We start from the raw sequence: 26,473 nt of genomic DNA on the forward strand, positions 1-26,473 counted from the left end.
TGTCAGCACTGGACGAAGCGGCGCCACGAGGCTAAAACGAGGCATCCGTCGGAGGTTGAGATGAACCCGCGCCAAGCCTTTTTCGCCTGCCTGCACCGCTCGCCACCCGCTCTGCTGGAGGCGGCGCTGTGGATCGCCGCCGAACATGCACCGCAACTGGTCCCCGAACGCCAGCTGGAAGCCTTCAAGGATATCCAGCTGCAGATCGGCAACAGCCTGCCCCCGTTGCCGGCGAACGAGTTGGGCCAGCCGCTGTTGCGGCGGATGAACGACCTGGGCTTTCAACAAGACGAACACCTGCCCCTGCGGCCCCAGGCGGCGCTGATGGACAAGGTCCTGGAGTCGCGCCGCGGGCAGCCCCTGGCCCTGGCGCTGATCGCCCTGGAGCTGGCGCATCGCTTGCAGATTCCCCTGGTGGGCGTGAACTTCCCCGGGCACTTCCTGCTGCGGGTGCCCGGCGCCGACCATTTGCTCGATCCTTGCGGCGGACGCCGGCTGTACCCCGCCGACTGCCGGGAACTGCTGCAGCGCCAATACGGCGCCCATATCAAGCTCAGTGCCGAACACCTGGTCAGCGCCGAGCCCACGCAGATGTTCCAGCGCCTGTCGCGCAACCTGCGCCAGTTGCACCTGTCCTACGACGACCACCTGGGCGCCCTGATCAACGCCGAACGCGTGCTGGAGCTGGGCAATGGCAGCGCCGCCGACTACCTGGCCCGGGCCAGCCTCTACCAGCGCCTGGAATGCCCGAACGCCGAGCGCTTTGACCTGGAACACGCCCTGCTGCTCAGCGACGATCCGATCCAGCGCCTGCGCCTGACCGAGCGCCTGGGGCACCTGCCGCCCAACACCATCGTGCACTGAACCCCGGCTGCACCCGCGCCCGCCGCGACCGGATGAAACACCAACTGCAGGACACCACCCGACACCTGCAACGCCTGAACGGCACATGGCCAAGCGGCTGGGGCCTGTTGCGGATCCAGGCCAGGGCCGCATGACAGCCACGCCGGCGCTCTGGCAGGATGGGCGGCTCACGCCAAGGAACGGATTCAGCATGCTCATCAGAAAAGCTCACAGCGGCGACGCGCAGCGGGTCTTCGACATTCGCAACCGGGCCATCAACCACCAGTGCGCCGGTCACTATCCCGAGGCCGACCTGAAGATCTGGACCGATGGCGAACTGTCGGACTATTTCATCGAGCTGGTGGCGAACACCGGCCATGTCGCCGTCGTCGACAACCAGGTGACCGCCAGCGGCCTGCTCGACCTGGAGACCGGCCAGGTCGACGCGGTGTTCGTCGACCCGGCCTACATGGGGCGCGGCATTGGCCGCCGGATGATGGACTACCTCGAAGAACAGGCGCTGCAGGCCGGGTTGCCCCACCTGATCCTGGACTCGACCCTGAACGCCGCCGACTTCTATCGCCGCTGCGGTTTCGTCGGTGAGCGCATCGCCCAGTACCAGTCGCCCCGGGGCCTGACCCTGGCGTGCGTGCCGATGCTCAAGCACCTGGCCCGCTGAGCGGCTTCAGGACTTCAGGGGCGCAGCCCCTTGCGCGGCAGGCCCCGCCTCGCCGGAGGCGGCCGCCAGCGGCGAACGCACCTGAATGATCAGCAACGCCGCGAGCAGAGCCGGAATCCCACAGAAGAAGAAAATCTGCTGCACCGGAATGTGCATCGCCAGCAGCAGGCTGCCGAACAGCGGACCGAGGATCGAACCGAAACGCCCGACACCCAAGGCCCAGCCGGTGCCGGTAGCGCGCACCTGGGCCGGGTAGAAGTTGCTGGCAAAGGCGTTCAGGGTCAGCTGGCCGCCGATGATGCAAAAGCCCGCGGCGAACACGAACAGCACCAGGTAGCGCGGGTTGTCATGGTTCAGCCCCAGCAACACGGTGCACAGCGCAGCCGCCGCGAGTACCGCCGCCAGCAAGCGCACCTTGCGTTTCAAGCGGTCGGCGAACCAGGCCATGCAAATCGCGCCCAGGGTGCCGGCAAAAAGAAACATCGAGGTCACCAGGTTGGCCTGCTTCAACGCCAGGCCGCTCTCCAGCAGCAACGTCGGCAGCCAGCTGATCATGAAATACAGCAGGATCAGGCTGACGAAAAAGGTCGACCAGAGCAGCAGGGTCGGCCGCGCATAGCCGTGGCGAAACAGCTCCAGCACCGTGAGCTTGCTGTCCGCCTGCGCCTCATCGCCGCTCACGGCAACCGGCGGCTGCCAACCCGGGAGCATCTGCGCGCTGAGCTTGCGCAGTCGCGCATAGGGCGGCGCGTCCCGCAGCAGGCGCGGCAGGGACTCGGGCAGGCGCCAGAGCAAAAACGGAAACAGCAGCAACGGCGTGATGCCACCGGCGAGGAACACCACCTGCCAACCAAAGCGCTCGATAAACCCGGCGGCGACAAAACCACCCGCCGCGCCGCCAAAGGAGAAACCGCAGGCGGCCAGGGTGACCATCAGGGTGCGCAAGCGCGGCGGCGAATATTCGGACATCAGCGCCATGGCGCTGGGCATCGCCCCACCCATGCCGATGCCGCAGATAAAGCGCGCCGCCATCAGGCTTTCCAGGGAACGGGTGAACACCATCAGCACCGTCAGGCTGGCGTAGATCAGCACGCAACAGAGCAGGATCCGGCGCACGCCAAAACGGTCCGCCAGGGGCGTCACCGCCAGGGAGCCCAGGGTCAGGCCCAGCAGGTTGGCGCTGAACACCGGGCCGAAGGCGGCCTTTTCCAGGCCCCAGTCCTGAGCCAGGGCCGGCACCACATACCCCAGGACCTGGGCATCGTAGCCATCGGTGACCAACAGCAAGGCAAGAAGCAACAGGAGCAACCACTGGTAGCGGGACACCGGGCGGGCGTCGAGCGCCGCGCGAAAGCTGGCAATCTGATTTTGCATCGCAAGGTACCTGTTCGGTTTTTATGGTTATGGGCAACGCTGTTGCGCCGATCACCGGTAGTGACCGCTCAGGCCCCATTGCGGGGCCCGGGTGATGCAGATGCCGCGCGGCCCCGGATGCCGGGGCCGCGCGCAGGTCAGGCCGGGGTGTCGGGCTGATTGGCCGGGTGCGCGGCCTGGAACGCCGGATGCGCAGCGGCCAGGGCCGCGACCCGAAGAATCCGCGGATAGGCGTCCAGCGGCACCTTGAAACGCTCGGCCGCGTACAGCTGGGGAATCAAGAACACATCGGCCAGCCCCGGCTGCTCGCCAAAGCAGAAGCCCTGATCGCCGATCAGTTGCTCCAGGGCCGCCAGACCCTGGCTGATCCAGTGAGCGATCCACACCTGCAACTGCTCTTCTTCATGGCCCCACTCGCGCAGCAGGTTGAGGGTGCTGGAGTTGTGCAGCGGATGGACGTCGCAACCGATGATCGCCGCCACGGCCCGTTCCCGAGCACGGCTGGCCAGGTCCTCGGACAGCAGCGGCACCTGTGGATAACGCTCCTCCAGGTACTCGATGATCGCCAGCGACTGGATCAGCAGGTCGCCGTCGTCGGTGCGCAGCGCCGGCACCCGGCCCTGGGGGTTGATGCCCAGGTATTCCGGCTGGCGGTTGGCGCCGCCCTTGGGCACCAGCAGGTTGACCGGAATCGCCTGGAACTCCAGGCCCTTGAGGGCCAGGGCAATCCGCACCCGATAGGAGGCGGTGGAACGGTAGTAGGTATAGAGCTGCATGGGGCTCTCCCTTAACGTGCCGGTTGGACCGTGCCACGGCATTCGCCGAAGCCGATGGAGGCGAAACCTTCGCGGCGGCAACGCCCGCGCAGGATGATTTCATCGCCGTCTTCGAGGAACTTGCGCACCTCGCCGGAGGCCAGCTCGATGGGTTTCTTGCCGCCTTCGGTGATCTCCAGCAGGCTGCCGAACTGGCCGCTTTGCGGACCGGACAAGGTGCCTGAACCAAACAGGTCACCGGCCTGCAACTGGCAGCCGTTGACGCTGTGATGCGCGACCATCTGCGCCACGGTCCAGTACATGTACTGGGTGTTGCTCAGGGTCAGGCGGTGGGCCGGCAAGCCCTGCTCGCGCATGGCCTGGGTGATCAGCAGCACTTCCAGCTCGATGTCGAAGCCGCCAGCGGCCTGGTCGCGCTTGTCCAGCAGATAAGGCAAGGGTTGCGGATCGCCTTCCGGGCGCGGCGCCTGGGCCTGGCGGAACGGCTCCAGGGCTTCGGCGGTCACCACCCAGGGCGAAATGCTGGTGATGAAGCTTTTCGACAGGAACGGGCCCAGCGGCTGGTATTCCCAGGCCTGGATATCCCGCGCCGACCAGTCGTTGAGCAGGCAGAAACCGGCGATGTGCTCGGCGGCGTCGCCAATCGCGATCGGCTCGCCCATCTCGTTGCCCTGGCCGATCCAGATGCCCAGCTCCAGTTCATAGTCCAGGCGCGCGCAGGGGCCGAAGGTCGGCTCGCTCTGCCCGGCCGGCAGGGTCTGGCCCTTGGGCCGGCGCACGTCGGCACCGGAAACCCGGATGGTCGAGGCCCGGCCGTGGTAGCCGATGGGCACGTACTTGTAGTTGGGCAACAGGGGGTTGTCGGGGCGGAACAGCTTGCCGACGTTCTGCGCGTGTTCGATGCCGACATAGAAGTCGGTGTAGTCATTGATCTTGGCCGGCAGGTGCATCTGGCAATCGGCCGCCAGGGGCAGCAGTTTCGCGCCCAGTGCCTCGATCTTGCTGCACAGGCTGCTGCCTTCGCCGAGCAGTTCCAGCAGGCGCTCACGCAGGGCGACCCGGGCCGGGCGGCCAAGCTGGAAGAACGCGTTCAACTGACCACCACGGGCGGCTTGCACCGCGGCCTTGGCCTGGCCTTCGAACAGGCCGGCGTCCAGCGCCGCTTCCAGGTCGAAAATCTGTTCGCCGATGGCGACCCCGCTGCGGGGTGCCGAACCCTGGGTGCTGAAAACGCCCAGGGGCAGGTTCTGCAACGGGAAGTCGGGGTGACCGTTGGCGGACTCGACCCAGCTACGGGTGATGGTGGGCAAGGTCATGGGTTATCTCCGATTCGGGTTGAAGGTGACGGGCAGCGAGGCCCAGCAAGCATCGTAGTCGTTCTGCAGCTGCGGGCACTCCAGGGCGAACTGGCTCGGGCGCAGCACCTGGCTGGTTTCGAACATGAAGGCCATGGTGTTGTCGATCTTGGCCGGTTGCAGCTCGACGTTGATCGCCTTGGTGCAGGTTTCGCCGTCCGGGCCGTGGGCGCTCATGCAGCTGTGCAGCGACGCCCCGCCGGGCAGGAAGCCTTCGGCCTTGGCATCGTAGGCGCCCTGGATCAGGCCCATGAACTCGTTCATCAGGTTGCGGTGGAACCACGGTGGACGGAAGGTGTTCTCGGCCACCATCCAGCGTGGCGGGAAGATCACGAAATCCAGGTTGGCCAGGCCCGGCACGCTGGTGGGCGAGGTCAATACGGTGAAGATCGACGGGTCCGGGTGGTCGAAGCTGACCGTGCCGATGGTGTTGAAACGGCGCAGGTCGTATTTGTACGGCACGTTGTTGCCGTGCCAGGCGACGACGTTCAGCGGCGAGTGGTCGAGCTCGCAGCCCCAGAGTTCGCCAAGGTACTTCTGGACCAGCGTGGTGGGCTGGCGCAGGTCTTCGTAATGAGCCACCGGCGCCAGGAAGTCACGGGGGTTGGCCAGGCCGTTGCTGCCAATCGGCCCGAGGTCCGGCAGGCGCAGTGGCGCACCGTGGTTCTCGGCGACGTAGCCACGGGCTTGCGGGTCCAGCAGCTCGATGCGGAATTTCAGGCCGCGCGGCAGCACGGCGATTTCCAGCGGCTCCAGCGCCAGCACGCCCAACTCGGTGACGATGCGCAAGCGGCCCAGTTCCGGCACCAGCAGCAGTTCGCCATCGGCGTTGAAGAACACCCGCTCCATGGAACGGTTGGCGCGGTAGTGATAGACGCTGATACCCGCCGGATGCTGCGCCGCGGAGTTGGCCACCATGGCCACCAGGCCATCGATGAAGTCGGTGGGCTCGCTTGGAATCGGCAACGGGTTCCAGCGCAGGCGGTTGGGGGTCACCTCACCCAACGGGCCGCCCGCCAGTTGCCGCGCCAGCTTGGCGAAGGCCGGGTGCTTGGCCGAAGGCTGGATGCGGTACATCCAGGTGCGCCGGGCTTCGCTGCGGGTCATGGTGAAGGCGGTGCCGGAAAACAGTTCGGCGTAAAGGCCGTAGGGGGCTTTTTGCGGGGAGTTCTGACCGATGGGCAGTGCGCCCGGCAGGGCTTCGCTGGCGAATTCATTGCCGAAGCCCGATTGGTAGCTGAGGGCCGACGCCGAAGAATCGAGGTTCATGGAGCCTCCTGGAAGTTGGAATAGGCAGGGGCCCACCACTCCTTCGCAAGAGTTATCGGCACGCCTGGGTTGTTTTTATCGTAATCCAATTACGCATAACGTAATTTGATTGCCTAGGAGCGTCAAGCTATAAAGACCGCCACTTGTCACGGGACCCCGACACCTCCATGGAAAAGCCGCGCAGCACCAGCGACAGCACCGGTAAACAGAAAGTCCGCTCGGCCGAAGTCGGCACCGACATCCTCAAGGCCCTGGCCGAACTGTCACCGGCCACGTCGCTTTCGCGCCTGGCCGAACATGTGCAAATGCCCGCAAGCAAAGTGCACCGCTACCTGCAGGCGCTGATCGCCAGCGGCTTTGCCGAGCAGAACAGCGCCACCAATCATTACGGCCTGGGCCGCGAAGCCCTGCGCGTGGGCCTGGCGGCCCTGGGCAGCATGGATGTGTTGAAAGTCGGCGCCCTGCCCCTGGCGGAGCTGCGCGATGAATTGAACGAAACCTGTTTCCTCGCGGTATGGGGCAACCAGGGCGCGACCGTGGTGCACATCGAGCCGGCGGTGCGCGCGGTGACCGTGGTCACCCAACTGGGCTCGGTGCTGCCGCTGCTCAGTTCATCCACCGGGCTGGTGTTCAACGCCTACCTGCCACACCGGGAAACCCTCGATCTGCGCCAGCAGGAACTGGCCAGCGGCGCGCCCCATGCCCTGGCCGACCCGCAGGTCCACGATGCACTGGCGGAGCAGATTCGCCAGCGCGGCCTGCACCATGTCCACGGCCTGCTCATGCCCGGGGTCGATGCGCTGTCGGCGCCGGTGTTCGATGCCACCGGCAAGATTGCCGCCGTGCTGACCGTGGTGGGGCCGACTTCGCTGTTTCACGCCGATGAACATGGGCCGGCGGCCCAGCGCCTGCTGGCGGCCAGCGCCGCCGTGAGCTGGCGCATGGGCTATCAGGCGCAGCCCGAGTAACCAGCGCCCCTCAGCTCATCAGCCCCAGGGCCTGGGCCTTGGCCACGGCCTGGGTGCGCCGCTCCACCCCCAGCTTGCTGTGGATCCTGCGACCGTGGGTCTTCACCGTGTGCAGAGAGATGAACAACTGCTCGGCAATCTGCTGGTTGGAGCAGCCCTGGGCTATCAATTGCAGCACCTGCAACTCCCGCAGGCTGAGCAGGCTCTCGTGATGCTCTGGCGGCGCCTGGGCCGCCAGGGCGGGCGAGCTGTCGGCTGGCGGCAGCAAGCCCGGTTGCCGCAGGCGCAACTCGTGCAGGGCGTGGGGCAGATTGCACCGCGCCGCCAGGGCCTGCCCGGCCTCCAGGGCCTGGGCCGCCAGAGCCTGATCGTCGAGCCTGAAGGCCACCTCGGCCAGGACCAGTTGCACCTGGACCTCCAGCCCCAGCATGCCGTGGCGCCGAGCCCGGGCCAGCAGCCCCTGCAAGGTGGCCACCGGCGCCTGGGCCCGTCCCAGATGCACCTCGGCCAGCACCAGCAGGCATTCGATACTCGGGATCAGTTCCAGACTGGCCGGAGGCGCCTGCAGTGCCTGGGGCCCGCGATAATGCCGGAGTACCCGGCTCAGGGCTTCGTGAGCCAGATCCGCCCGCCCCTGCTGCAGCCAGAGTTGGCTGCTGACCTGCAACAGCACGCCACGGTAGACGCTGTCCGGAATCTGCCGTTGCTGCATCAGTCGCTCGGCGTCTCGCAGGCGGACGAAGGCCTGGGCGTAGTCGCCCTGGTTGGCCGCCAACTGGGCCTCACCGAGAAAGCCGTACAAGGCGCGCTTGTCATGACTGATCAGGCAATCCTCAAGGCCACGGCGAAAATACCCGGCTGCTTGCTGATCCTGTCCCTGACGCAGGGCCAGACGCCCCAGGCGCAAGGCCAGGCGCCCCAGCAAGGGCGTGGCCCGCAGTGCTTGCCCGGACAAGCGCTCGATCACCTGTTCCAGCAGGCTCTGCGCCCGATGCGGCGCGCCGCGCTGTTCCAGCAGTTGGGCATGGTCGAGCTCCAGCAGGCCTTCGAACAGCAGCGCATCCTGGGCCCGGGCCAGGCACAGGGCTTGCCGATTGAGGGACTGGGCCACGTCCAGCTCGCCACACAGCAAGGCTTGCTGAGTCAGCCCGGACAGGCACAGCAGGCGGGTGGTCCAGGCGCTGTCGTCCAAGGCGTTCAAGGCTTCGCGAAAATGCTGCCGCGCGGCCTCCATGCGCCCGCCCAGGTGCAACAGCCAGCCCTGCTGCGCCTGCCAGCGGGCCAGTAGCTGACGCTGTTCGGCGGCCGACGGTTGCGGCGTGAAACGGGCCATCTGGGCCATGCACTGCTCGGCCTGTTCGAAGCGTCCGGCAAACAGCATGGCCGCCGCCAAGAGCCCCAGTAACTGCGGACTGCCCAGCAACAGCTCGGCGCCCTGGCGCTCGTGCAGTTGCAACAACAGCAAGCCATTGAGGCGCTGGAACAGGAACTCGATATTGAAATGCTCCAGCAGGCTGACCGCCACTTCATATTCCTCGGCCAGCAGCGCCTGCTCAAAAGCCGACTGCCAATCCTCCTGAGCGGTAAACCACTGACAGGCCCGGCGATGCCAGGAGCGCGCCGTGGGCCAGGCTTCATCGCGCATCAGCCGGGCCAGGGGCGCAAACACCTGCAGCCAGTCGGCACCGCCTTCCCAGGGTTCGATAAAGCAGCCCAGGTCCTGCAGGGTGCGCAGGTACTGGGCCCCTTCTCCGGCGCCAAACAGGTGCTCGCACAGCTCGGCATTGAACCGCGGCATATGGGCCAGCACTTGCCAGACTTCCGCCAGTTCCGCGGGCAACACGCTGAACAGCTCGTGCTCCAGGTATTCGAGCAAGGTGTTGGGGCGCCCGGGCTTGCAGGGCTGGGTGACCCGCTCGCTGCCGTCGAGCAAGGCGATACGCACCCCCGCGCACCAGCCGCCGCTGCGTTGCAGGACGCGGCTGGCGGTTTGCGTACACAAGGGTTGCGGCAGGCGTTGCAGCAAACCCTCGATATCGTTCTGGCTGAACGCCAGGGCGCTGCCGTCCAGTTCGTAGAGCTGGTCGTCCAGCAACAGTCGTGGCCAGTTGCATTGAGGTCGGCGGCGGCTGCCGATCCACCAGGTGAGTACGGGGTTGTCGACGCTCAGCAAGCGGTCCAGCAGCAGGTCCAGATCGGCCGCCGGCAGCCGGCAATAGTCATCGATACACAGCCAGGCCGGGCCCGACAGCTGCGCCAGATGGGCCAGCAGCGCTGCCGGTTCGGCCATGGCCAGGCCCAAGGCCGAGGCCAGGGCGCGACACAGCTCCTCGGGGGTCTGCCGCGCGCCGCCCAGGGGCAACCAGATGACCCGGCAGCCCTCGGGGGCCTGCTGCAGGCATTCGCTGAGCAGCGCGGTCTTGCCGCTGCCGGCGGGGGCGCACAACAACTTGACCCGCGCGCTGGAGAGCAGCAGGGGCTCACTCAGGTGGCGGCGTGGAGCATGATGGGAGGACAAACGGGGCATGAACCCGGGACGCTCTGGACAACGAGTCATGGCAGTCATTGCGGCAAGCCTTTTTTATAGTTTTAGCCAGCGTGCCCCCACCCTAGCCCCGACCTCTCGACCTGTTGAAGAAGTATTCAGCGGGCTGATCCCCCGCCATAAAAAAGGCGACCGGACGGTCGCCTTTCAACCTCGTGCGTCACTCGCGCCTAGCGCACCCCGCCGGCGCGCAAGGCGGCCGGGGTGTAGTCGGCGGCCTTGGCGGCAAAGCCGAACTCCAGGCTGTGCTTTTCCTCGTTCTTCATGCCCAGGGCCAGGTAGCGACCAGCGTTGAGGTCATACAGGGCTTCCAGGGTGTAGGCCGGGACCTGATGGTCGTAGTAGTACTGCGCGTGACCTTCGGCGACCCGCCACAGCTGGCCACGACCGTCGTAGTGATCCACCAGGGCCACCTGCCAGCTGTCCTCGTCGATGTACATGTGCCGGGTGGCGTAGATATGCCGCTGGTTCGGCTTGACCGTGCCCACCACCTCCCAGACCCGGTGCAGCTCGTAGCGGGTCAGGTCCTGGTTGATATGCCCGGCCTTGACGATGTCGTCGTACTTGAGGCTCGGCGAGTCCAGCTTGTAGCTGTTGTAGGGGATGTACATCTCCTTCTTGCCCACCAGCTTCCAGTCGTAACGATCGGGAGCGCCGGAGAACATGTCGAAGTTGTCCGAGGTGCGCAGGCCGTCGGCGGCGGTGCCCGGACCGTCGTAGGCCACTTGCGGGGCCCGGCGCACGCGGCGCTGGCCGGCGTTGTAGATCCACGCCGAACGCGGCTCCTTGACCTGGTCCAGGGTTTCATGAACCAGCAGCACGTTGCCCGCCAGCCGCGCCGGGGCGGTCACCGACTGCTTGAAGAAGTTCAGCACGTTGGCCGCTTTGGCCGGCTCCAGATCAGGGATCATCGGCGGCGCCGCGATCTCTTCCTCGAAACGGATCGAGGTATAGCTGCCGTTGGTCTGCGGGGTGACCTGAGTGATGATGCGTTTCTGGTTGCCACCGTGATAGCGGGTCAGGTGGTTCCACAGCACCTCGATGCCGTTCTTCGGAATCGGGAAGGCGTAGTAGCGGTTGCCGGTGAAGTTGGCCAGGCCGTTGCCGTCGTTGGTGGTGGTCACGTTCAGCGCGCTACGCTTGGCCGACTCGTAGATCTCCGGTGGCAGGCCGAAGCTGCGATGGGTCGGGTAGACCGGAATCCGGTAGCTGTCCGGGTAACGCTTGAACATCGCCAACTGCCCTGCGGACAGCTTGTCCTTGTACTTGTCCGCGGTGGCCGCGGTGATGATGAACAGCGGCTTTTCATTGGCGAACGGGTCGGCGAGAAAGCCCTTGCTGTCCACCGCGCCGGCGTTCTTCGGGATGCCGCCGGTCCAGGCCGGAATCGAGCCATCGGCGTTGCCGGCCTTCTCCGCGCCCACGGGAGTCAGGCTGGTGCCCAGCTTGGCGGCCTCTTCCGGGCTCACCGCGGCCATCAGGTTGGCCGCCCACAGACCCAGTGCCAGGGCGCTGCATTGCAGAATCATGTTGCGCATTCAAGTGCTCCTTCTTGTGCCGGTTCAGAAGTTCACGCCAAAGCTCAACGCGAGGAAATCCCGGTCGGTGAGGGTGTTGTAGCGCCCGCCAAAAAAGTCGGTGTAGCTGAGACTGGCGGTGTAGGTGTTGCGGTAGTCGGCATCGACCCCGACGCTCAGGGCCTTGGCCCCCTGGTTGAACAGGCCGTTGGGACCGTAGCCGTTGACGTCATGGGACCAGGACAGGTTGGGCTTGAAGTTGATCCCGGCGATCACGTTGCTGTAGTCGAGGATCGCCCGGGCGCGATAGCCCCAGGAGGTGGCGGTGACGAAACCGCCGGTATCGCCGCCATAGCCGTACTGGCCATAGACCGAGTCACGGCCGTAGCGCAGCTTGCTCTTGTCCTCCAGGCCGCCGACCCGGACGATCGCCGCCTCGCCCACCAGGGTCAGGCGATCGGCCCCCAGCACCTGATCGAAGAACTGGGTCATGGAGCTCTGGATCTGGGTGATTTCCTTGCGCCGGTAGCCGGTGTTGTCGGCGCCCAGGGCGGTCTTGATCGGCGACGCCGCGCCGCCGGCAATCGGATTGAGCAGGGCCAGGGTCAGGTCGTTGGTGTTGACCTGCACCGGGGCGTTGGGGCGGTAGCTGATCTCGCCGGTCCAGGCGGTGCCGGTGGGCAGCGTGGTGGAGAAGCTGGCGCCGTACAGGCGGATGTCTTCGGGGTATTCGAGGTAGTACTGGCCACGGCCGAGCATCACGCTTTGCACCAGGCCACTGCCGGAACCGGGAACGATGCCGTTGGCAGCCCCGGCAATCGCCCCCAGGGTCGCCGGACTCACATTGGCGGTGGTGGTACTGACCACCGGGCTGCGGGCGTGGTAGTTCATGAAATACAGGCCGTACTCGGTGTCGTCGCCGAGCCAGCGCAAGGCGGCGCCCCACTGCCCGGAATCACGGGCATCGCGGTCGCCGCCGCGGGGCAGGATCACCCCTTCACGGGACACCTGAAAGCCCTGGCCGAACGCCGCGGCGACCGGTTGCAGGGGCGCGATCGCCGGGCTGCCGACGGTGTAGCCGGTGGTGCAACCATCGGCCACCACATCGTTGCCGAAGAAGGTGCCGCAGTTGTCCACCACGGTCTGGTCCCATTCCAGTTGATAGAAGCCTTCCACGGTCAGCTGGTTGGTCAGGCCCTGGGAGGCGAACAGCATGTTCACCGGCACCAGGCCTTCCTTGATCTCGGCGCCCGGGCGGCGAAAGGCCGAGACGTCCACCGGGTTGATGCTGTTGATGGAGTTGCCGATGAAGGTGCTCTCGCCCCAGCTGACCACCTGCTTGCCGGCGCGCACGGTGCCCGGCAGGTCGGCGATGGAGTAGTTGTGGTAGACGAAGGCGTCGAGAATCTGCGCGCCTGAGGACTTGGCGCCTTCCTTGCGGTTGTGATCGCTGATGGGCTTGAACTCGCGGTCTTCGTCCTTGAGTTCGAAGTCGTACCAGTACTTGCCGCGCACGAAGACCCCGGTGTCGCCGTACTTGAGCTCCAGGTCATGCAGGCCCTTGAAGATCTTCGAGAACGTCTCGCCCTTCTTGAAGTTCAGGCGGCCATCGTCACCGGTGGAAGACTGCGCGGTGCCGCCGTTGACCGTACCGACGAACTTGCGGTCGGCATCGCGCATGCCCCAGCTGGCGCCGACCGACAGCGACGAGTCGAACTGCCCTTCGATTTCCCCGATGTTGAACGAAACCGCTTGCACCTGGCTGCAGCAGCCCAGTGCTACCGCGGCGGCCAGCGCCTGCGGTGTGAAGATGGCGCGCATTGTTGTTCTTGTCATGCGTCTTCCCCGGTGAGTGACAGGAGAACTCACCCTACTGCCGGGGTAGCACGGTCGATAAGCGCACCAAGGAGGTATTCGCGTTGTCGCTCGAAAGGATGAATGCCCTTGCCTCAGGGGCGCTTCAGCGGCCTATCCACGGGCTGGATACGGCCCCATCAGGGGCGTCGATGCGGTTCTCGGGCGGCCACCTCGAACTGTTGCTCAGGCTGTAACAGTCCTTGTCCTGAATCGCTATTTTTCCAAGGCGGGCCAGGGCTTATTCTTGCCCCGCAGTCACGGCAAACAGCACCACGCCACTGCCAAGGGAAGTACCCGGTACCCGGGTTCCCCGAATCAGTTTCCAGGCGGCTTGAAGGGTTTGGGTTCAGGTCGCGACACCCGGTTCACCGACGTTGATTTTGTAGCTCCTTGATCTAACGTCTTACTTTGGCCGCTGCTCTTGCAGCGGCCTTTTTTATGCGCGCAAGACCACGGCCGCGTTGAACTTACAACTTGTCGTCATCGCCTTCGTCGTAATGAAACTTGTGCAACAGACGATGCGCCACCGGTGACAGGATCAAGCCCAGCGTGGCGGCGAACACCAGGTTGGTGTAAAGCCCGTAAGTGGCAAAAAACAGTTTGCCGCCAGGGGTTTGCGGCATGTTGATGGGCCCGATGCCGCCGAGAATCATGGCCGCGTCATACAGGGCGTCGTGAAAGGAAATGTCCTGCTCGAAGTACAGCAGACCGCTGATACCCAGCAACACCGAAAAGCTGATCAGGGCCAGAACCACCAGGCCGTGAACACATAGACGCCGGATAAACAGCAGTCGCGACAGTACCGGCTGATCCTTTGATTCATACATCTCAAGCGCTCCTTGTGCGTTCGCCAGCCGTCGAGCATAGAGACGAACGCCACAGGAGTAAAACCGCCGCGGCCCAGGCTGCGGCGGGTCATTGCCTGGCGGCTTTCAAGCCTGGAAAAAGTGCCTGCCGATCAGCGCCGGACAAGGCTTCCCCACGGAGCGTCAGAGGGCGTATTTTTGCAGATTCTGCATCATCTCCTTCAGCGCCTCGATGTTGTCCTTGGGATGGGCCGCCCCCTCGAAATCGCAGATCTGCTGCCAGTGCGCTGCCACATCGTCAGGCGAAAAGCCCTGGTGTGGATCGAAACCGGCGCCCAGGCTGCGCTCCCAACGCACCTTGCCGATCCAGCCGCCGCCCACTTCGAACAGGCCGGAGGTTTCCTGGCATTGCTCGCTACCCAGGTACACCACCAGCGGGCTCACCAGTTCCGGCTTGAGCTGCTCGAACACTTGCGGCGGGATCAGCCCCTCGGTCATCCGCGTGCCACCGGTGGGGGCAATGGCGTTGACCAGGATGTTGTTCTTGCGCCCTTCGATGGCCAGGGTCCGGGTCAGGCCGTACAGGCCGAGCTTGGCCATGCCGTAGTTGGACTGGCCGAAGTTGCCGTAGATACCGGATGTCGAAGCGGTGAAGATCACCCGGCCGTAGGCCTGGTCCCGCAGGTGCGGCCAGGCGGCGCGAGTGACCTTGTAGGCCCCTTCGACATGCACCCGGTACACCAGGTCCCAATCGCTGTCGTCCATCTTGTGGAAGGTCTTGTCCCGCAGGATGCCGGCGTTGTTGACCACCACGTCGACCCGGCCGAACACATCCAGCGCGTTCTGCACGATCTTGTCGCCGTCGGTGACCGAGTCGTGGTTGGCCTCGGCGATGCCTCCGGCCTCACGGATCTGTGCCACCACCCGATCGGCCGCCGTGGCGCTGGCGCCTTCCCCCTGGGCCGAGCCCCCCAGGTCGTTGACCAGCACCTTGGCCCCGTGCCTGGCGAACAGCAGCGCATGGGCCCGGCCCAGGCCGCCGCCGGCTCCGGTGATGATCACTACTTTGTCTTCCAAGCGCACAGACTCACTCATACCGAACTCCCGCAGGGCCAATGGACAATGGGTCGAGTGTCGGGCAGCCGGGCGGCGGTCACAATAAAAACGTCCGGACCTGAATGGTGCGCAATAAGACAGCGGGATAATCGCCCCGAGCGCTCAAGGGCGGGCTCCTGCTGGGGGCCACGGCGTGGCCCCGGCGTTCAGGAGCCCACGGCCTGACGCGATGGCGATGGCAGCCTGTCGCGAAAGCCCAGGTAATGCTTGAGCACCGGCAGCGGCGCCTCGATCTGCGGGTAATGGCCGATGCCCGGCAGCAGCACGGTGTCCGGCTCGGGGATCAACTGGCAGTAGCGCTCCACCATGTGCGCCCCGGAGATCGGGTCCTGGGCGCCGTCGATCACCCGCAGCGGCACCTCGCCGCGTTGCATGGCACTGACCCAACGCTCGCGCTGGGCGCGCCGCTCGGGGATGTAGGCGATCAACTTGTGCAGGATGCGCGGCCCGTTGTTGCTGTGCACCAGGCTCCAGAAATCGTCCAGGACCGACTCGCTGGGCCGGGTCTGGGGGCCGAAGATCTGTCGGAAGCTGTTCGCCAGGCCGTGGCGGCTGAAGGCCCGCCCAAGCATCCAGCCCAGCGGACTGAGCAGGAGCTTCTGGGTCAGCACCGGGCGATGGGTTTCCGGAAACAGGCCGCCATTGAGAAACACGCAGCTGGCAATCGCGATCCGCTGTTCATAGTGCCGGGCCAGCAGCTCCTGGGCGACGCTGTCGCCGTAGTCATGGGCCAGCAGGTGCACCGGCTGGCGGACCTGCACCTGAGCCAGCAGCGCCTGCTGCAAGTCCGCCTGCTCCAGCAGGCTGTACTCGTGCTCCAGGGGCTTGTCCGAGTCGCCGAAGCCGAGCATGTCGCAGGCGATCACCTGATAACGCCGCGCCAGGGGTTGCCACAGGTAATGCCAGTCCCAGCTGGCCGTGGGAAAACCATGGATCAACAGCAGCGGCTCGCCATGCCCCGCCACCCAGTAACGAATGCGCCGGCCGCGGAACTCGAAGTCCTTGCCGCGCTTGCGCCAGACACAAAGAGGAATCTCGGCAATAGGCATCAGAGTTTATAACCCGGGTCGAGTTGATCGAGTTTGCGCAGCAGGGCCGGCCAGGCCAGCACCCCGCCCATGCCCTGGGCACTGCGGGTGACCCCGGCGATCATCGCCTTGGCCCCGCTCAGGATGGATGGGGCAATGGCCATCAGCTCGGCGCCGCCGCCCTGCGCCAGCACCTGGATCTCGCAGGCGCGCTGGAAGATGAACATCATCAGAAAGGTGTCGGCGATGCTGGCCCCGCAGGTCAGCAAGCCATGGTTGTGCAGCAGCAGAAAGTTGTTGTCCCCCAGATCGGCCTGCAGCCGCACCTTCTCCTCGGGGTTCAGGGCCACCCCTTCATAGGGGTGATGGCCCAGGCTCGACAGGACAAACAGCGACTGCTGACTGATGGGCAGCACCCCCTGCTTCTGCGCCGACACGGCAACCCCGGCGGCGGTATGGGTATGCAGCACACAGAGCACATCGTGGCGCACCGCATGCACGGCACTGTGGATGGTGTAGCCGGCCGGGTTGATCTCGTAGGGGCTGTCCATCAGCTTGTTGCCGGCCTGATCGACCTTCACCAGGCTGGAGGCGGTGATCTCGTGGAACATCATGCCGAACGGGTTGATCAGAAAGTCTTCGGTGCCCGGCACCTTGGCGGAGATGTGAGTGAAGATCAGGTCGTCCCAGCCATGCATCGCCACCAGGCGGTAGCAGGCGGCCAGGTCCAGGCGGGTTTGCCACTCGATGGCGCTGACCTGGTTTTTCACACTCGCTGTCGATTGAACGGGGGCTGAGCTCACGGCAAGGACCTCGGTGACGGTTCTTATTGGAGGAGAGGACCCTCAGAGTCTAGACAGCCCGAAGCGCGGGCGGAGTTGCATTGCCAGCCAGCTTGATGACCGAGCGGGTCAGCCGGAAAAAAGGCTCTGGCGCGAGGGTTTCACGTCAAAGCACCGACGCCAGCAAAGGGGCGGCGAACAGGTTCAACAGCCCGGTCAGGACCATGACCAGACCGGCCACCGAGCCCTCCTCGCCGCCGACTTCATGGGCCCGGCTGACCCCAGCTCCGTGGGCCCCCACCCCAAACAAGGCGCCCCGGGCCAGGGCACTGCGCAGGGGCAGCCAGCGCAGCAGCACACCGCCAAGCATGGCGCCGAACACCCCGGTGAACATCACGAACACCGCCGTCAGTTCGGGCACGCCGCCCAGGTCATGGGCCAGGGGCATGGCGAACGGCGTGGTAATGGAACGGGGCACCAGGGACAGCGTCACCGAGCTGTCCAGGGCCAGCATCTTCGCCAGGCCGAAGGAACTGCCGATGGACGCGGCGCTGCCCGCCAGCATGCCCAGCAGCAGGGCCGACCAGTGGCGCATCAGCAGGTGCCGCTGCTGCCAGATGGGAATCGCAAAGGCCACGGTCACCGGCCCCAGCACCAGCATCAGCCAGTGGGTGTTGGCGGCATATTCGGCGTAGGCGGTGTGCAGCGGCACGGCAATCGCTAGCAACAGGGCCGGCACCAGGATCAGCGGCGACAGCAGGTAGCGCCCGGTGCGCCGATAGATCCAGCGGCTGAACAGATAGGCCCCCAGGGTCAGGGCCAGCCAGAACATCGGCATCAGCTCAAGCTTCATGGCGCATTCTCCAGCGGCACACCCATTCCACGGTCAGCGCGGTCACCAGCATCACCAGCAAGGTGCTGATGCCGATCACCAGCAGGATCCGCCAGCCCTCCTCGCGCAGCAGGCTGCCGTAATCCAGCAGGCTCATCAGCGCCGGAATGAAAAACAGCAGCATCTCCGCCATCAGCAGGCCGGCCCCCAGTTGCAGCGTGGCCGGCTTGACCCAGCCCAGGGCGAAGGCCAGCAGCAACAGCCCAAGGCCGATGACCCCGCCGGGAATCGGCCAGGGCAGCCAGGTGGCCAGTTGGCAACCGAGAAAATAGATGGCCAGCAGCACCGCCAGTTCGCCAATCAGGCGGCTCAGGCGTTTACAGGTGGAAATGTTCATGGGGTCAGGTCCTCTCAGGGGCCCATTTTATGAAAAGCCCCCGCATCACCGAAGCGAATTGTTAGACTCGAAACCATTCCAATCTGGAATTACCACCATGGATTTCAAACAACTGCGCAGCTTCGTCGAAGTGATGCGCCAGGGCGGTTTTACCCAGGCGGCCAAGACCCTGCACATCAGCCAGTCGGCCGTCAGCAAGCAGATCGCCCAGCTGGAACAGAGCCTGGGCACGCCCCTGCTGGAGCGCCAGGGCTCGCACATTCATCTGACTGCCGCCGGCAGCGTGGTCCTGCAACGGGCCGAGGGCATGCTGCGCCTGCGCCAGGAACTGCTCAGCGAACTGGACGACCTGAGTCAACTGGCCCGGGGCGAACTGCGCCTGGGCCTGCCGTTGCTGGGCAGCGACGCACTGTTCGCCAGCCGCTTTGCCGAATACCGCCGGCGCTATCCGAACATCCAGGTGTCACTGCTCGAAGGCGGCAGCCTGAATGTCGAGCAGGCGGTGCGCAATGGCGAGCTGGAACTGGGCGGCAGCCTGACCCCCAAGGACCCGGCGTTCGCCTATCAGCCTTTTTGCGATGAGCCTCTGGATGCCTTGCTGCCCGCCGATCATCCCCTGGCGATGAACGCCCAGGTGCGCCTGGAAGAACTGGCGGATACCCCCTTCCTCCTCTATCAGCGCAGCTTTGTGCTCAACGACCGCCTGCTCCAGGCCTGCCAGCAAGTGGGCTTCACCCCCAAGGAGGGCGGGCGCAGTGGTCAGGCGGATTTTCTCGCGGCGCTGGTGGCCGCGGGACAAGGCGTAGTGTTACTGCCCAGTGTGGTGGCCCGCGGCCTGGTGCGGCCGGGGGTGGTGCGCCTGACACTCAAGGCGCCGGACTACCTGCGTTGGGATATCGCCTTCATCTGGCGCCAGGGCGCTTATCTGTCCAAGGCAGCGCAAGCCTGGCTGGCGCTGCTGCGGGAACAGCCGGTCAGCCCCGCAGGGCGCTGATCAGCTCGGCCAGCCAGGGCTCGGCGTCGGTTTTCGGGGTCACGCTCTCGCTGGCGTCCAGACGCAGCATCGGCAGCACTTCGCGCACGCCCAGTTCGGCGAACAACTCGCGCATCTGCTCACCGCCACCGCAAAAGGTATCGCCGTAGCTGGAGTCGCCGAGGCCGATCACCGCCCCCGGCAGCCCGCGCCAGGCGGCGGGCAACTGATCGCGAATGCTCGAATACAGCGGCAGCAGGTTGTCCGGCAGTTCACCCATGCCGGTGGTCGAGGTGACCGCCAGCAACGCCTGGGGCGCGAAGGCCTGGACCTCGGCCAAGCTGGCGCGCGGGTTGTGCCAGGCCTCGAAACCGGCGGCATTGAGGAGTTTGGCGGCGTGCCGGGCGACTTCTTCAGCCGTGCCGTAGACCGAGCCGGAAAGGATGGCGACTTTCATCAATCTGTTCCTGAAGCTGACTAAAAGACTGGGATATTACCAGCTACGGAGTAAAATCCCTTTCCTGGCATGCCGCGCCTCTGGATAGCCCCAGTGGACAGCGTGCCAGCATGTCTTAGAATCCAGCACCAACTGATCGATAGCGGAACTTCGGGATGATCAACGCGCATCTTCTGCAACGGATGATCGACGCCTCCAACGACGGGATTGTGGTCGCGGAACAGGAAGGCGAAGACAACATCGTGATTTACGTGAACCCGGCTTTCGAGCGATTGACGGGCTACAGCGCCGATGAGGTGCTTTACCAGGACTGTCGCTTCCTGCAATCCGGGGACCGCGACCAGCCGGGCCTGGAGCGGATTCGCCAGGCCCTGAGCAAGGGCCAGCCGTGCCGCGAGGTGCTGCGCAACTACCGCAAGGACGGCAGCCACTTCTGGAACGAGCTGTCGATCACTCCGGTGTTCAACGACAGCGACCAACTGACCTACTTCATCGGCGTGCAAAAGGATGTCAGCGCCCAGATCAAGAGTCAGCAGCGCCTGCAGCAGCTGGAACAACAGCTGGCCGCCGCCGAGGCCGAACTGGCCGCGCTCAAGGCGACCGACGGGCACTAATAAAATTCATCTTTGGTGGTCTGTAGGGATATTCCCCGCCGATCAGCCATCCACCCTTCGAGCAACATCATGCAGCGTGACGCCCTCCTCACCCAGGATGAACTGGACTTCATCCGGACCATGCAGCACAACCCGCAGCTCAATGTGCGCGAAAGCACATCCAGCCTGCTGGTCAATGGCGGCGCACAGGTCCGTGACTTGCTTACCCGCCTGGCGGCCAACGAAAAGGTCACTCTCCAGGCGCACTTCGACAATCAGCAGATGACCTTTCCCCTGCAACTGGTGGAAGACGAGTTCCATGCCCTGCATCTGCGCCTGGGGGTGCCGAGCATCTTCGAAGACGGCCCCATGGTCCGGCCCTGGCGCCTGACGCTGGAAGAACCGGTTGCCCTGGAAAACGCCAAAGGCCAGCCGGGACGCCTGTGGGTGCGGGAAGTGTCGTTCAAGGGCGTGTTGCTGGAGATCCGCAACCGGACCCGCCCACCCAAGCAGTTCGCCCAGTGGTTCAGCCCCTCGGGGTATGAGCGGATTGCCCTGCATGGGCGCTTCGAGCGCCAGACCGAAGCCGGTTTCTACGCCTACCGCCTGGATCAGCGTGATGCGGAAGAAACCGAGCGCCTGCGCCAGTTCATCCTCCAGCAGCACCGCCACAGCCATCCGGCCCTGCACGCTTGAGCCGGTCCGACGACGCTTTCAGGTATCCAGGCGCCCACTGAGGAACTGCCGCAGGCGCTTCTGCATCAGGCGTCCGTCATTACCCAGGCAGGCCACCGGCGAACCGCTGAGACGGTCCTGCGCCAGGTCCGCCGCATCTCCGGCCAGCATCAGCGGACAATCCAGGGTCAGCGCCAGACGCTGAAGACGCTTGGGCAGTTCCGCCGTCGGCGCATGATTGGAAAACACCACCAGGGCCACGGGCTGGAGCTTCTCGCAGACCAGGGTCAGCTCCTCCAGGGGCGCCCCCGGCCCCAGCAGACGGACACCGATCTGGTCATGCCCGAGCATCAGCGCCGCCACCAGCAGCTCCAGCTCGCGACACTGCTCGTTGAACGCCGTCAGCAACAATTGCCGACTCTGGCCGGCCCGCTGCAGCAACAGGCGCTGAGTGATCCGCGCGCGCAAGAAACCGTCCAGAAACAGCCACTCGCTGGTCTGGCCGAAATCGTCCCGAACCTGCAGCAGTTGCTTCCAGAACGGCAGGAAGATGTCCTGGAACACCACCGGCAGGGCATAACTGGAAAAGATCTGCCCATACAGACGCTCCAGCAGCTCTTCATCGAAGGCGCTCACCGCCAGCTTCAACTGATCGCGCCACTGGCCGTACTCGCCTTGCTGAGGATCGTCCAGCGGTGCCTTGACCTGAACCTGGGCCGCGCGGTTCTTGGCCATGATCTTGCCCACCTTGCTCACCGCCACGCCGCGCTCGATCCAGCCGAGAATCTCCCGCACCGCCTCAACATCGTGCATCGAATACAGGCGATGCCCGCTTTCGGTGCGCGTGGGTTGAATCAGGCCGTAGCGTCGCTCCCAGGCCCGCAGGGTCACCGGATTGATGCCGGTCAGGCGCGCCACCTCACGAATCGGAAACAACTCGTCCTGAGGGACGGAGTCAGGGGCAGGCGTGACAGGGACAAGTTCAGTCATGACGGGCATCTGGGGGAGAACACACCGATAAACAAAGTGGCGCTCATTCTACTCTTCCTCAGCGCCAATGCCTCAAGCCCGAGAAAAACCGACCAGCGTCGTTGGTCCAGCGCCGGCAATCGGGAATAATCCTTGCTTGTTCCAGACGCGGCCCACTACCCCGGTGCCACGTCAAGCGCCTGCCTTATCCAGGCGGCGCATTGGTTTTACGGAGATACATAATGTCTACCTCACCCGTCACCCTGATGGTTGCCCGGCGCGTTGCCGACGGCCGTTACCAGGACCTGATCGCCTGGCTGCGCGAAGGCGAACAACTGGCCACCGACTTTCCCGGCTACCTGGGTTCCGGTGTCCTTGCACCCCCGCCCGACGATGACGAATTCCAGATCATCTTCCGCTTTGCCGACGAACACACCCTGCACACCTGGGAGCACTCCGCCTCGCGTACCGCCTGGCTGGCCCGGGGCAGCGATCTGTTTGCCCACCCGTCTGAGCACCGGGTCAGCGGTATCGATGGCTGGTTCGGCGCGGCCGGACAGCGACCGCCACGCTGGAAGCAGGCCGTGGCCATCTGGCTGGCGTTCTTCCCGGTATCGCTGCTGTTCAACTTCGTCCTCGGCCCCTTGCTCAGTGATCTGAGCCTGCTGCCCCGGGTGTTTGTCAGCACCCTGGCGCTGACCCCGCTGATGGTCTATTTCTTCATTCCGCTGTCCACCCGCCTGCTGGCCAACTGGCTCAACAGCACACCGGCGCGCGTATTGCCGAGCGCCCCCTCGACGCAGAATCCGTGATTCGCCGGCAAGCCGGCTCCTGCAGCGCTTCGCGCCGACCGCAGGAGCTGGCCAGCCCGTTGCCTGCAGGCACAGGTTCTCCCCCGCTGGTATAGTTTTCCCCCTACCCGCGACGCGAGCCCTCCATGAACGCTTCCCCCGCCCCGATCCTGATCACTGGTGCCAGCCAGCGTGTCGGCCTGCATTGCGCCCTGCGCCTGCTGGAAGACGGGCAGCCGGTGATCGTCACTTATCGCAGCCAGCGCCCGGGCCTTGAAACCCTGCGTGAAAAAGGCGCCACCCTGCTGTTCGCCGACCTGTCCAGCGAAGCCGGAATCCTGGCCCTGATCAGCGAGCTGAAAAACCACACCGAGCGCTTGCGGGCCATCGTCCACAACGCCTCGGAATGGCTGGAAGAAAGCCCCGGCGAGGAAAGCGCCGCCTTTGCCCGGATGTTCAGCGTGCACATGCTCGCGCCCTACCTGATCAACCTGCATTGCGCAGAATTGCTGCAGCGTTCAACCCCGGCGGACATCATCCACATCAGCGACGACGTGACCCGCAAGGGCAGCAGCAAGCACATTGGCTACTGCGCCAGCAAAGCCGGGCTGGACAGCCTGACCCTGTCTTTCGCGGCGAAATACGCCCCGACAATCAAGGTCAACGGCATCGCTCCGGCCCTGCTATTGTTCAATCCCGACGACGACGCGGCGTACCGCGCCAAGACCCTGGCCAAATCCGCGCTGGGCATCGAACCCGGCAGCGAAGTGATCTACCAGAGCCTGCGCTACCTGCTGGACAACCCCTATGTCACCGGCACCACCCTGACCGTAAACGGCGGGCGACACATCAAGTAAGCCGGCCCCGTGAGGACCTTGCATGACTCTTTCCCTGCCCCAGCACTACCGCGAGATCCTCAAGGATCTGGGCGAAGACCCCGAACGCGAAGGTTTGCTCGACACCCCCAAGCGCGCAGCCAAAGCCATGCAGTACCTGTGTCACGGCTACAGTCAGTCGCTGGAGGACATCGTCAATGGCGCACTGTTCGCCTCCAACAGCGATGAAATGGTGATCGTCGCCGACATCGAACTGTATTCCCTGTGCGAACATCACCTGCTGCCCTTCATCGGCAAGGCCCATGTGGCTTATATTCCCACCGGCAAGGTACTGGGGCTGTCGAAGATCGCCCGCATCGTCGATATGTTCGCCAGGCGCCTGCAGATCCAGGAAAACCTCACCCGGGAAATCGCCGAGGCGGTGCAGAGCGTGACCCAGGCCGCCGGCGTCGCGGTAGTGATCGAGGCCAAGCACATGTGCATGATGATGCGCGGCGTCGAGAAACAGAATTCCACCATGCACACCTCGGTGATGCTCGGCGCCTTTCGCGATTCGAGCACCACTCGCCAGGAATTCCTGCAATTGATTGGACGGAGCAAGTAGCAATGCCACAACTTCAGCCAGGAATGGCTCGCATCCGGGTCAAGGACCTGCTCCTGCGGACCTACATCGGAATCAACGAGGAAGAAATCCTCAACAAGCAGAATGTGCTGATCAACCTGACCATCCTGTACCCCGCCCAGGAGGCGGTGCGTGACAACGATATCGATCATGCGCTGAACTATCGCACCATCACCAAGGCGATCATTGCCCACGTCGAAGGAAACCGCTTCGCCCTGCTGGAGCGCCTGACCCAGGAACTGCTGGATCTGGTGATGAGCAACGACTCGGTGCATTACGCCGAGGTCGAGGTCGACAAACCCCACGCCCTGCGCTTTGCCGAATCGGTATCCATCACGTTGGCGGCAAGTCGCTAGCGCCAGGCGGCAAGTCGAGGCGATCGAGCTTTGACTTGCCGCTGGCAGCTTGTCGCTTGCCGCTGTTCCCATCCTTTTATGTGCAGTGAGTCTTATGTCCCCTCAACAACGCCTGGAACTGGAAGCCGCGGCCTTTCGCCGCCTGGTGGCCCATCTGGACAGCCGCAAGGACGTGCAGAACATCGACCTGATGAACCTGGCCGGGTTCTGCCGCAACTGCCTGTCCAAGTGGTACAAGGCCGAGGCCGACGAGCGCCAGATCGAGGTCAGCCTCGATGAGGCCCGTGAAGTGGTGTACGGCATGCCCTACGCCGAATGGAAAAATCTCTACCAGAAAGAAGCCAGCGCCGAGCAGCAAGCGGCGTTTGCCAAAGGAAAAACCCATGACTGACCTGAACACCCTGCGCGCCAGCCTGAACAGCGGTGAACATGCTTTTGCCGACACCCTGGCCTTTGTCGCCGCCGGTTACGACTACCAGCCCCAGGCGTTCAACAATGGCGGCGTGGAAAACGCTGCCGGGCAGAACGAAGGTTCGTGCAAGACCCTGGGCCTGGCCCTGCTGGAAGGCCTGAGCGACCAAGAGGCGCTGCTGGCCTTTGGCGAACACTACCGCTCGGTACTGGCCACGCCCGAAGGCAGCGATCACGGCAACATCCGCGCGCTGATCGCCCACGGTCTGGCCGGGGTCAAGTTCGCCGCCCAGCCGCTGACCCGTACTCTGTAGGAGCTGGCTCGCCAGCGAAGGCGTCAGCACAGGCGGCGCAAGGCTCGAAGGCCTGTTCGCCAGCAAGCCTGCTCCTGGTGTGCAACACCCATAAAAAAACCGGCTTGCGCCGGTTTTTTTATTGCCTGGGGATCAGTGTGCAGCGTTCTGCAGACCGTCCAGGTAACGTTCGGTGTCCAGTGCCGCCATGCAGCCGGCGCCGGCCGAGGTGATGGCCTGGCGGTACACGTGGTCGGCCACGTCACCGGCGGCAAAGATGCCTTCGACGCTGGTCGCGGTCGCGTTGCCGTCACGACCGCCCTGCACCACCAGGTAACCGTCCTTGAGGGTCAGTTGGCCTTCGAACAGCGAGGTGTTCGGGGTGTGGCCGATGGCGATGAACACGCCGTCGACCTTCAGCTCTTCGAAGCTGCCGTCGTTGTTCTTCAGGCGGGCACCGGTCACGCCCATGTTGTCGCCCAGGACTTCGTCGAGGTTGGCATTGAGCTTGAGGATGATCTTGCCTTCGGCCACGCGGGCGTTGAGCTTGTCGATCAGGATCTTCTCGGCGCGGAAGGTTTCGCGACGGTGGATCAGGGTCACGGTGCTGGCGATGTTGGCCAGGTACAGGGCCTCTTCAACGGCAGTGTTGCCACCGCCGACCACGGCCACCGGCTTGTTGCGATAGAAGAAACCGTCGCAAGTGGCGCAGGCGGAAACGCCCTTGCCCATGAAGGCTTCTTCCGAAGGCAGGCCCAGGTAACGGGCGCTGGCGCCGGTGGCGATGATCAGGGCGTCGCAGGTGTAGGTCGCGCTGTCGCCGGTCAGGGTGTAAGGCTTGGCGGCAAAATCCACGGCATTGATGTGGTCGAAGACGATTTCGGTTTCGAAACGCTCGGCGTGCTCGCGCATCCGCTCCATCAGTGCCGGACCGGTCAGGCCGTGCACGTCGCCAGGCCAGTTGTCGACTTCAGTGGTGGTGGTCAGCTGGCCGCCGGCCTGCATGCCGGTGATCAGCAGCGGCTTCAGGTTGGCCCGGGCGGCATAGACGGCGGCGCTGTAACCGGCAGGGCCGGAACCGAGAATAATCACACGCGAATGACGTACTTCAGACATGACTCACTCCTATCGACCGGCCCGGGTGACCTGGCACGGAACGCCGGATTGCCGGCTGGAATAAAAAAGGACGGCGAAACCTCGGGGAAGGCTTTGACTCGTCCGTCCCAAAAATAATGGGTGAAGCGTATAGAGGGGGCGAAGATTAAGGAAATACGGTTTAACAATCCAGCTCATAGGCGGTCTCTATCCCCAGCGGACTCATTTGAAAGGGTCTTTGTTACCGTTGATGTCGAC

Annotated in this window: 28 protein-coding genes; 12 read left to right on the forward strand and 16 right to left on the reverse strand. The window is 64.6% G+C overall.

The window, feature by feature from the left end; all coding sequences use genetic code 11:
- The first annotated feature begins 60 nt into the window (after positions 1-60).
- Both GGI48_RS09905 and GGI48_RS09910 read left to right on the forward strand, forming a co-directional pair.
- Positions 61-864: a SirB1 family protein gene (locus tag GGI48_RS09905; protein ID WP_016968022.1), complete on the forward strand. Its 804-nt coding sequence runs from the start codon at positions 61-63 to the stop codon at positions 862-864.
- A 190-nt stretch (positions 865-1,054) separates the two neighbouring features.
- Positions 1,055-1,522, forward strand: coding sequence for a GNAT family N-acetyltransferase (locus GGI48_RS09910; RefSeq protein WP_047301823.1), 468 nt, complete (start codon positions 1,055-1,057; stop codon positions 1,520-1,522).
- Between the two features lie 6 nt (positions 1,523-1,528).
- On the opposite strand, the gene GGI48_RS09915 is transcribed toward GGI48_RS09910, so the two are convergent.
- The 4 genes from GGI48_RS09915 to hmgA form a co-directional block, all read right to left on the reverse strand.
- The gene (locus tag GGI48_RS09915; protein WP_179598077.1) at positions 1,529-2,896 is read right to left on the reverse strand and encodes an MFS transporter; all 1,368 of its coding nucleotides are present in this window, start codon (positions 2,894-2,896) and stop codon (positions 1,529-1,531) included.
- Positions 2,897-3,033: 137 nt separating this feature from the next.
- A complete protein-coding gene (gene maiA / locus GGI48_RS09920) occupies positions 3,034-3,672 on the reverse strand; it encodes a maleylacetoacetate isomerase (protein ID WP_016968016.1) in 639 nt (212 codons plus the stop codon).
- An 11-nt stretch (positions 3,673-3,683) separates the two neighbouring features.
- Positions 3,684-4,988, reverse strand: a complete 1,305-nt coding sequence (gene fahA / locus GGI48_RS09925; protein WP_179598078.1) for a fumarylacetoacetase — start codon at positions 4,986-4,988, stop codon at positions 3,684-3,686.
- Positions 4,989-4,991: 3 nt separating this feature from the next.
- A complete protein-coding gene (gene hmgA, locus GGI48_RS09930) occupies positions 4,992-6,296 on the reverse strand; it encodes a homogentisate 1,2-dioxygenase (protein WP_179598080.1) in 1,305 nt (434 codons plus the stop codon).
- 167 nt (positions 6,297-6,463) lie between these two features.
- On the opposite strand from hmgA, the gene GGI48_RS09935 reads away from it, so the two are divergent.
- Positions 6,464-7,264, forward strand: a complete 801-nt coding sequence (locus tag GGI48_RS09935; protein ID WP_179601964.1) for an IclR family transcriptional regulator — start codon at positions 6,464-6,466, stop codon at positions 7,262-7,264.
- Positions 7,265-7,274: 10 nt separating this feature from the next.
- Here GGI48_RS09935 and GGI48_RS09940 read toward each other — a convergent pair whose 3' ends face one another.
- The 9 genes from GGI48_RS09940 to GGI48_RS09980 form a co-directional block, all read right to left on the reverse strand.
- Positions 7,275-9,830: a LuxR C-terminal-related transcriptional regulator gene (locus GGI48_RS09940; RefSeq protein WP_179598082.1), complete on the reverse strand. Its 2,556-nt coding sequence runs from the start codon at positions 9,828-9,830 to the stop codon at positions 7,275-7,277.
- A 149-nt stretch (positions 9,831-9,979) separates the two neighbouring features.
- Positions 9,980-11,347, reverse strand: a complete 1,368-nt coding sequence (locus tag GGI48_RS09945; protein WP_179598084.1) for a DUF1329 domain-containing protein — start codon at positions 11,345-11,347, stop codon at positions 9,980-9,982.
- A gap of 24 nt (positions 11,348-11,371) precedes the next feature.
- Positions 11,372-13,162, reverse strand: coding sequence for a DUF1302 domain-containing protein (locus GGI48_RS09950; protein ID WP_047301813.1), 1,791 nt, complete (start codon positions 13,160-13,162; stop codon positions 11,372-11,374).
- A 488-nt stretch (positions 13,163-13,650) separates the two neighbouring features.
- Complete coding sequence (locus GGI48_RS09955; protein ID WP_016965842.1) at positions 13,651-14,010, reverse strand: hypothetical protein; 360 nt, start codon at positions 14,008-14,010, stop codon at positions 13,651-13,653.
- Between the two features lie 162 nt (positions 14,011-14,172).
- Positions 14,173-15,084, reverse strand: coding sequence for an SDR family oxidoreductase (locus GGI48_RS09960; protein ID WP_016965843.1), 912 nt, complete (start codon positions 15,082-15,084; stop codon positions 14,173-14,175).
- A gap of 167 nt (positions 15,085-15,251) precedes the next feature.
- Positions 15,252-16,154, reverse strand: a complete 903-nt coding sequence (locus tag GGI48_RS09965) for an alpha/beta fold hydrolase (RefSeq protein ID WP_016965844.1) — start codon at positions 16,152-16,154, stop codon at positions 15,252-15,254.
- Positions 16,154-16,936: a class II aldolase/adducin family protein gene (locus tag GGI48_RS09970; RefSeq protein ID WP_016965845.1), complete on the reverse strand. Its 783-nt coding sequence runs from the start codon at positions 16,934-16,936 to the stop codon at positions 16,154-16,156. The genes GGI48_RS09965 and GGI48_RS09970 overlap by 1 nt, the downstream gene beginning before the upstream one ends.
- A 145-nt stretch (positions 16,937-17,081) precedes the next feature.
- Positions 17,082-17,768 (reverse strand): LrgB family protein, encoded by a 687-nt coding sequence (locus tag GGI48_RS09975; RefSeq protein WP_047301809.1) that lies wholly within the window; start codon positions 17,766-17,768, stop codon positions 17,082-17,084.
- On the reverse strand, positions 17,758-18,144 hold the full coding sequence (locus GGI48_RS09980) for a CidA/LrgA family protein (protein ID WP_016964760.1): 387 nt from the start codon (positions 18,142-18,144) through the stop codon (positions 17,758-17,760). The genes GGI48_RS09975 and GGI48_RS09980 overlap by 11 nt, the downstream gene beginning before the upstream one ends.
- Before the next feature lie 97 nt (positions 18,145-18,241).
- Here GGI48_RS09980 and GGI48_RS09985 point away from each other — a divergent pair, with 97 nt between their 5' ends.
- Entirely contained in the window at positions 18,242-19,138 is an 897-nt protein-coding gene (locus tag GGI48_RS09985) for a LysR family transcriptional regulator (RefSeq protein ID WP_016964759.1), read from the forward strand.
- Here the strand turns inward: GGI48_RS09985 and GGI48_RS09990 are convergent.
- The gene (locus tag GGI48_RS09990) at positions 19,119-19,574 is read right to left on the reverse strand and encodes a flavodoxin (protein ID WP_179598099.1); all 456 of its coding nucleotides are present in this window, start codon (positions 19,572-19,574) and stop codon (positions 19,119-19,121) included. The genes GGI48_RS09985 and GGI48_RS09990 overlap by 20 nt on opposite strands.
- 155 nt (positions 19,575-19,729) lie before the next feature.
- Between GGI48_RS09990 and GGI48_RS09995 the strand changes: the two genes are divergently transcribed.
- Positions 19,730-20,188: a PAS domain-containing protein gene (locus tag GGI48_RS09995; RefSeq protein ID WP_016964757.1), complete on the forward strand. Its 459-nt coding sequence runs from the start codon at positions 19,730-19,732 to the stop codon at positions 20,186-20,188.
- 69 nt (positions 20,189-20,257) lie between these two features.
- A complete protein-coding gene (locus GGI48_RS10000) occupies positions 20,258-20,863 on the forward strand; it encodes a hypothetical protein (RefSeq protein ID WP_016964756.1) in 606 nt (201 codons plus the stop codon).
- 18 nt (positions 20,864-20,881) lie between these two features.
- Here GGI48_RS10000 and GGI48_RS10005 read toward each other — a convergent pair whose 3' ends face one another.
- A complete protein-coding gene (locus tag GGI48_RS10005; RefSeq protein WP_016964755.1) occupies positions 20,882-21,841 on the reverse strand; it encodes a MerR family transcriptional regulator in 960 nt (319 codons plus the stop codon).
- Between the two features lie 212 nt (positions 21,842-22,053).
- Between GGI48_RS10005 and GGI48_RS10010 the strand changes: the two genes are divergently transcribed.
- The 6 genes from GGI48_RS10010 (at position 22,054) to GGI48_RS10035 (ending at position 25,141) form a co-directional block, all read left to right on the forward strand.
- Positions 22,054-22,623 (forward strand): antibiotic biosynthesis monooxygenase, encoded by a 570-nt coding sequence (locus GGI48_RS10010; protein ID WP_016964754.1) that lies wholly within the window; start codon positions 22,054-22,056, stop codon positions 22,621-22,623.
- 125 nt (positions 22,624-22,748) lie between these two features.
- A complete protein-coding gene (gene folM, locus GGI48_RS10015) occupies positions 22,749-23,459 on the forward strand; it encodes a dihydromonapterin reductase (protein ID WP_016964753.1) in 711 nt (236 codons plus the stop codon).
- A 22-nt stretch (positions 23,460-23,481) separates the two neighbouring features.
- Positions 23,482-24,042 carry a GTP cyclohydrolase I FolE gene (gene folE / locus GGI48_RS10020; protein WP_016964752.1) on the forward strand — a complete coding sequence of 187 codons (561 nt, stop codon included), beginning with the start codon at positions 23,482-23,484 and terminating at the stop codon, positions 24,040-24,042.
- 2 nt (positions 24,043-24,044) lie between these two features.
- On the forward strand, positions 24,045-24,416 hold the full coding sequence (gene folX, locus GGI48_RS10025) for a dihydroneopterin triphosphate 2'-epimerase (RefSeq protein ID WP_016964751.1): 372 nt from the start codon (positions 24,045-24,047) through the stop codon (positions 24,414-24,416).
- A 94-nt stretch (positions 24,417-24,510) separates the two neighbouring features.
- A complete protein-coding gene (locus GGI48_RS10030) occupies positions 24,511-24,807 on the forward strand; it encodes a DUF1244 domain-containing protein (RefSeq protein ID WP_179598101.1) in 297 nt (98 codons plus the stop codon).
- Complete coding sequence (locus GGI48_RS10035; protein ID WP_179598103.1) at positions 24,800-25,141, forward strand: HopJ type III effector protein; 342 nt, start codon at positions 24,800-24,802, stop codon at positions 25,139-25,141. Before GGI48_RS10030 ends, GGI48_RS10035 begins: the two co-directional genes overlap by 8 nt.
- Before the next feature lie 132 nt (positions 25,142-25,273).
- Here GGI48_RS10035 and trxB read toward each other — a convergent pair whose 3' ends face one another.
- Positions 25,274-26,236, reverse strand: a complete 963-nt coding sequence (trxB, locus tag GGI48_RS10040; protein ID WP_016964795.1) for a thioredoxin-disulfide reductase — start codon at positions 26,234-26,236, stop codon at positions 25,274-25,276.
- Between the last annotated feature and the right edge of the window lie 237 nt (positions 26,237-26,473).

This window comes from Pseudomonas protegens, from assembly GCF_013407925.2.
GTDB classification, from domain to species: Bacteria; Pseudomonadota; Gammaproteobacteria; order Pseudomonadales; family Pseudomonadaceae; genus Aquipseudomonas; species Aquipseudomonas fluorescens_AP.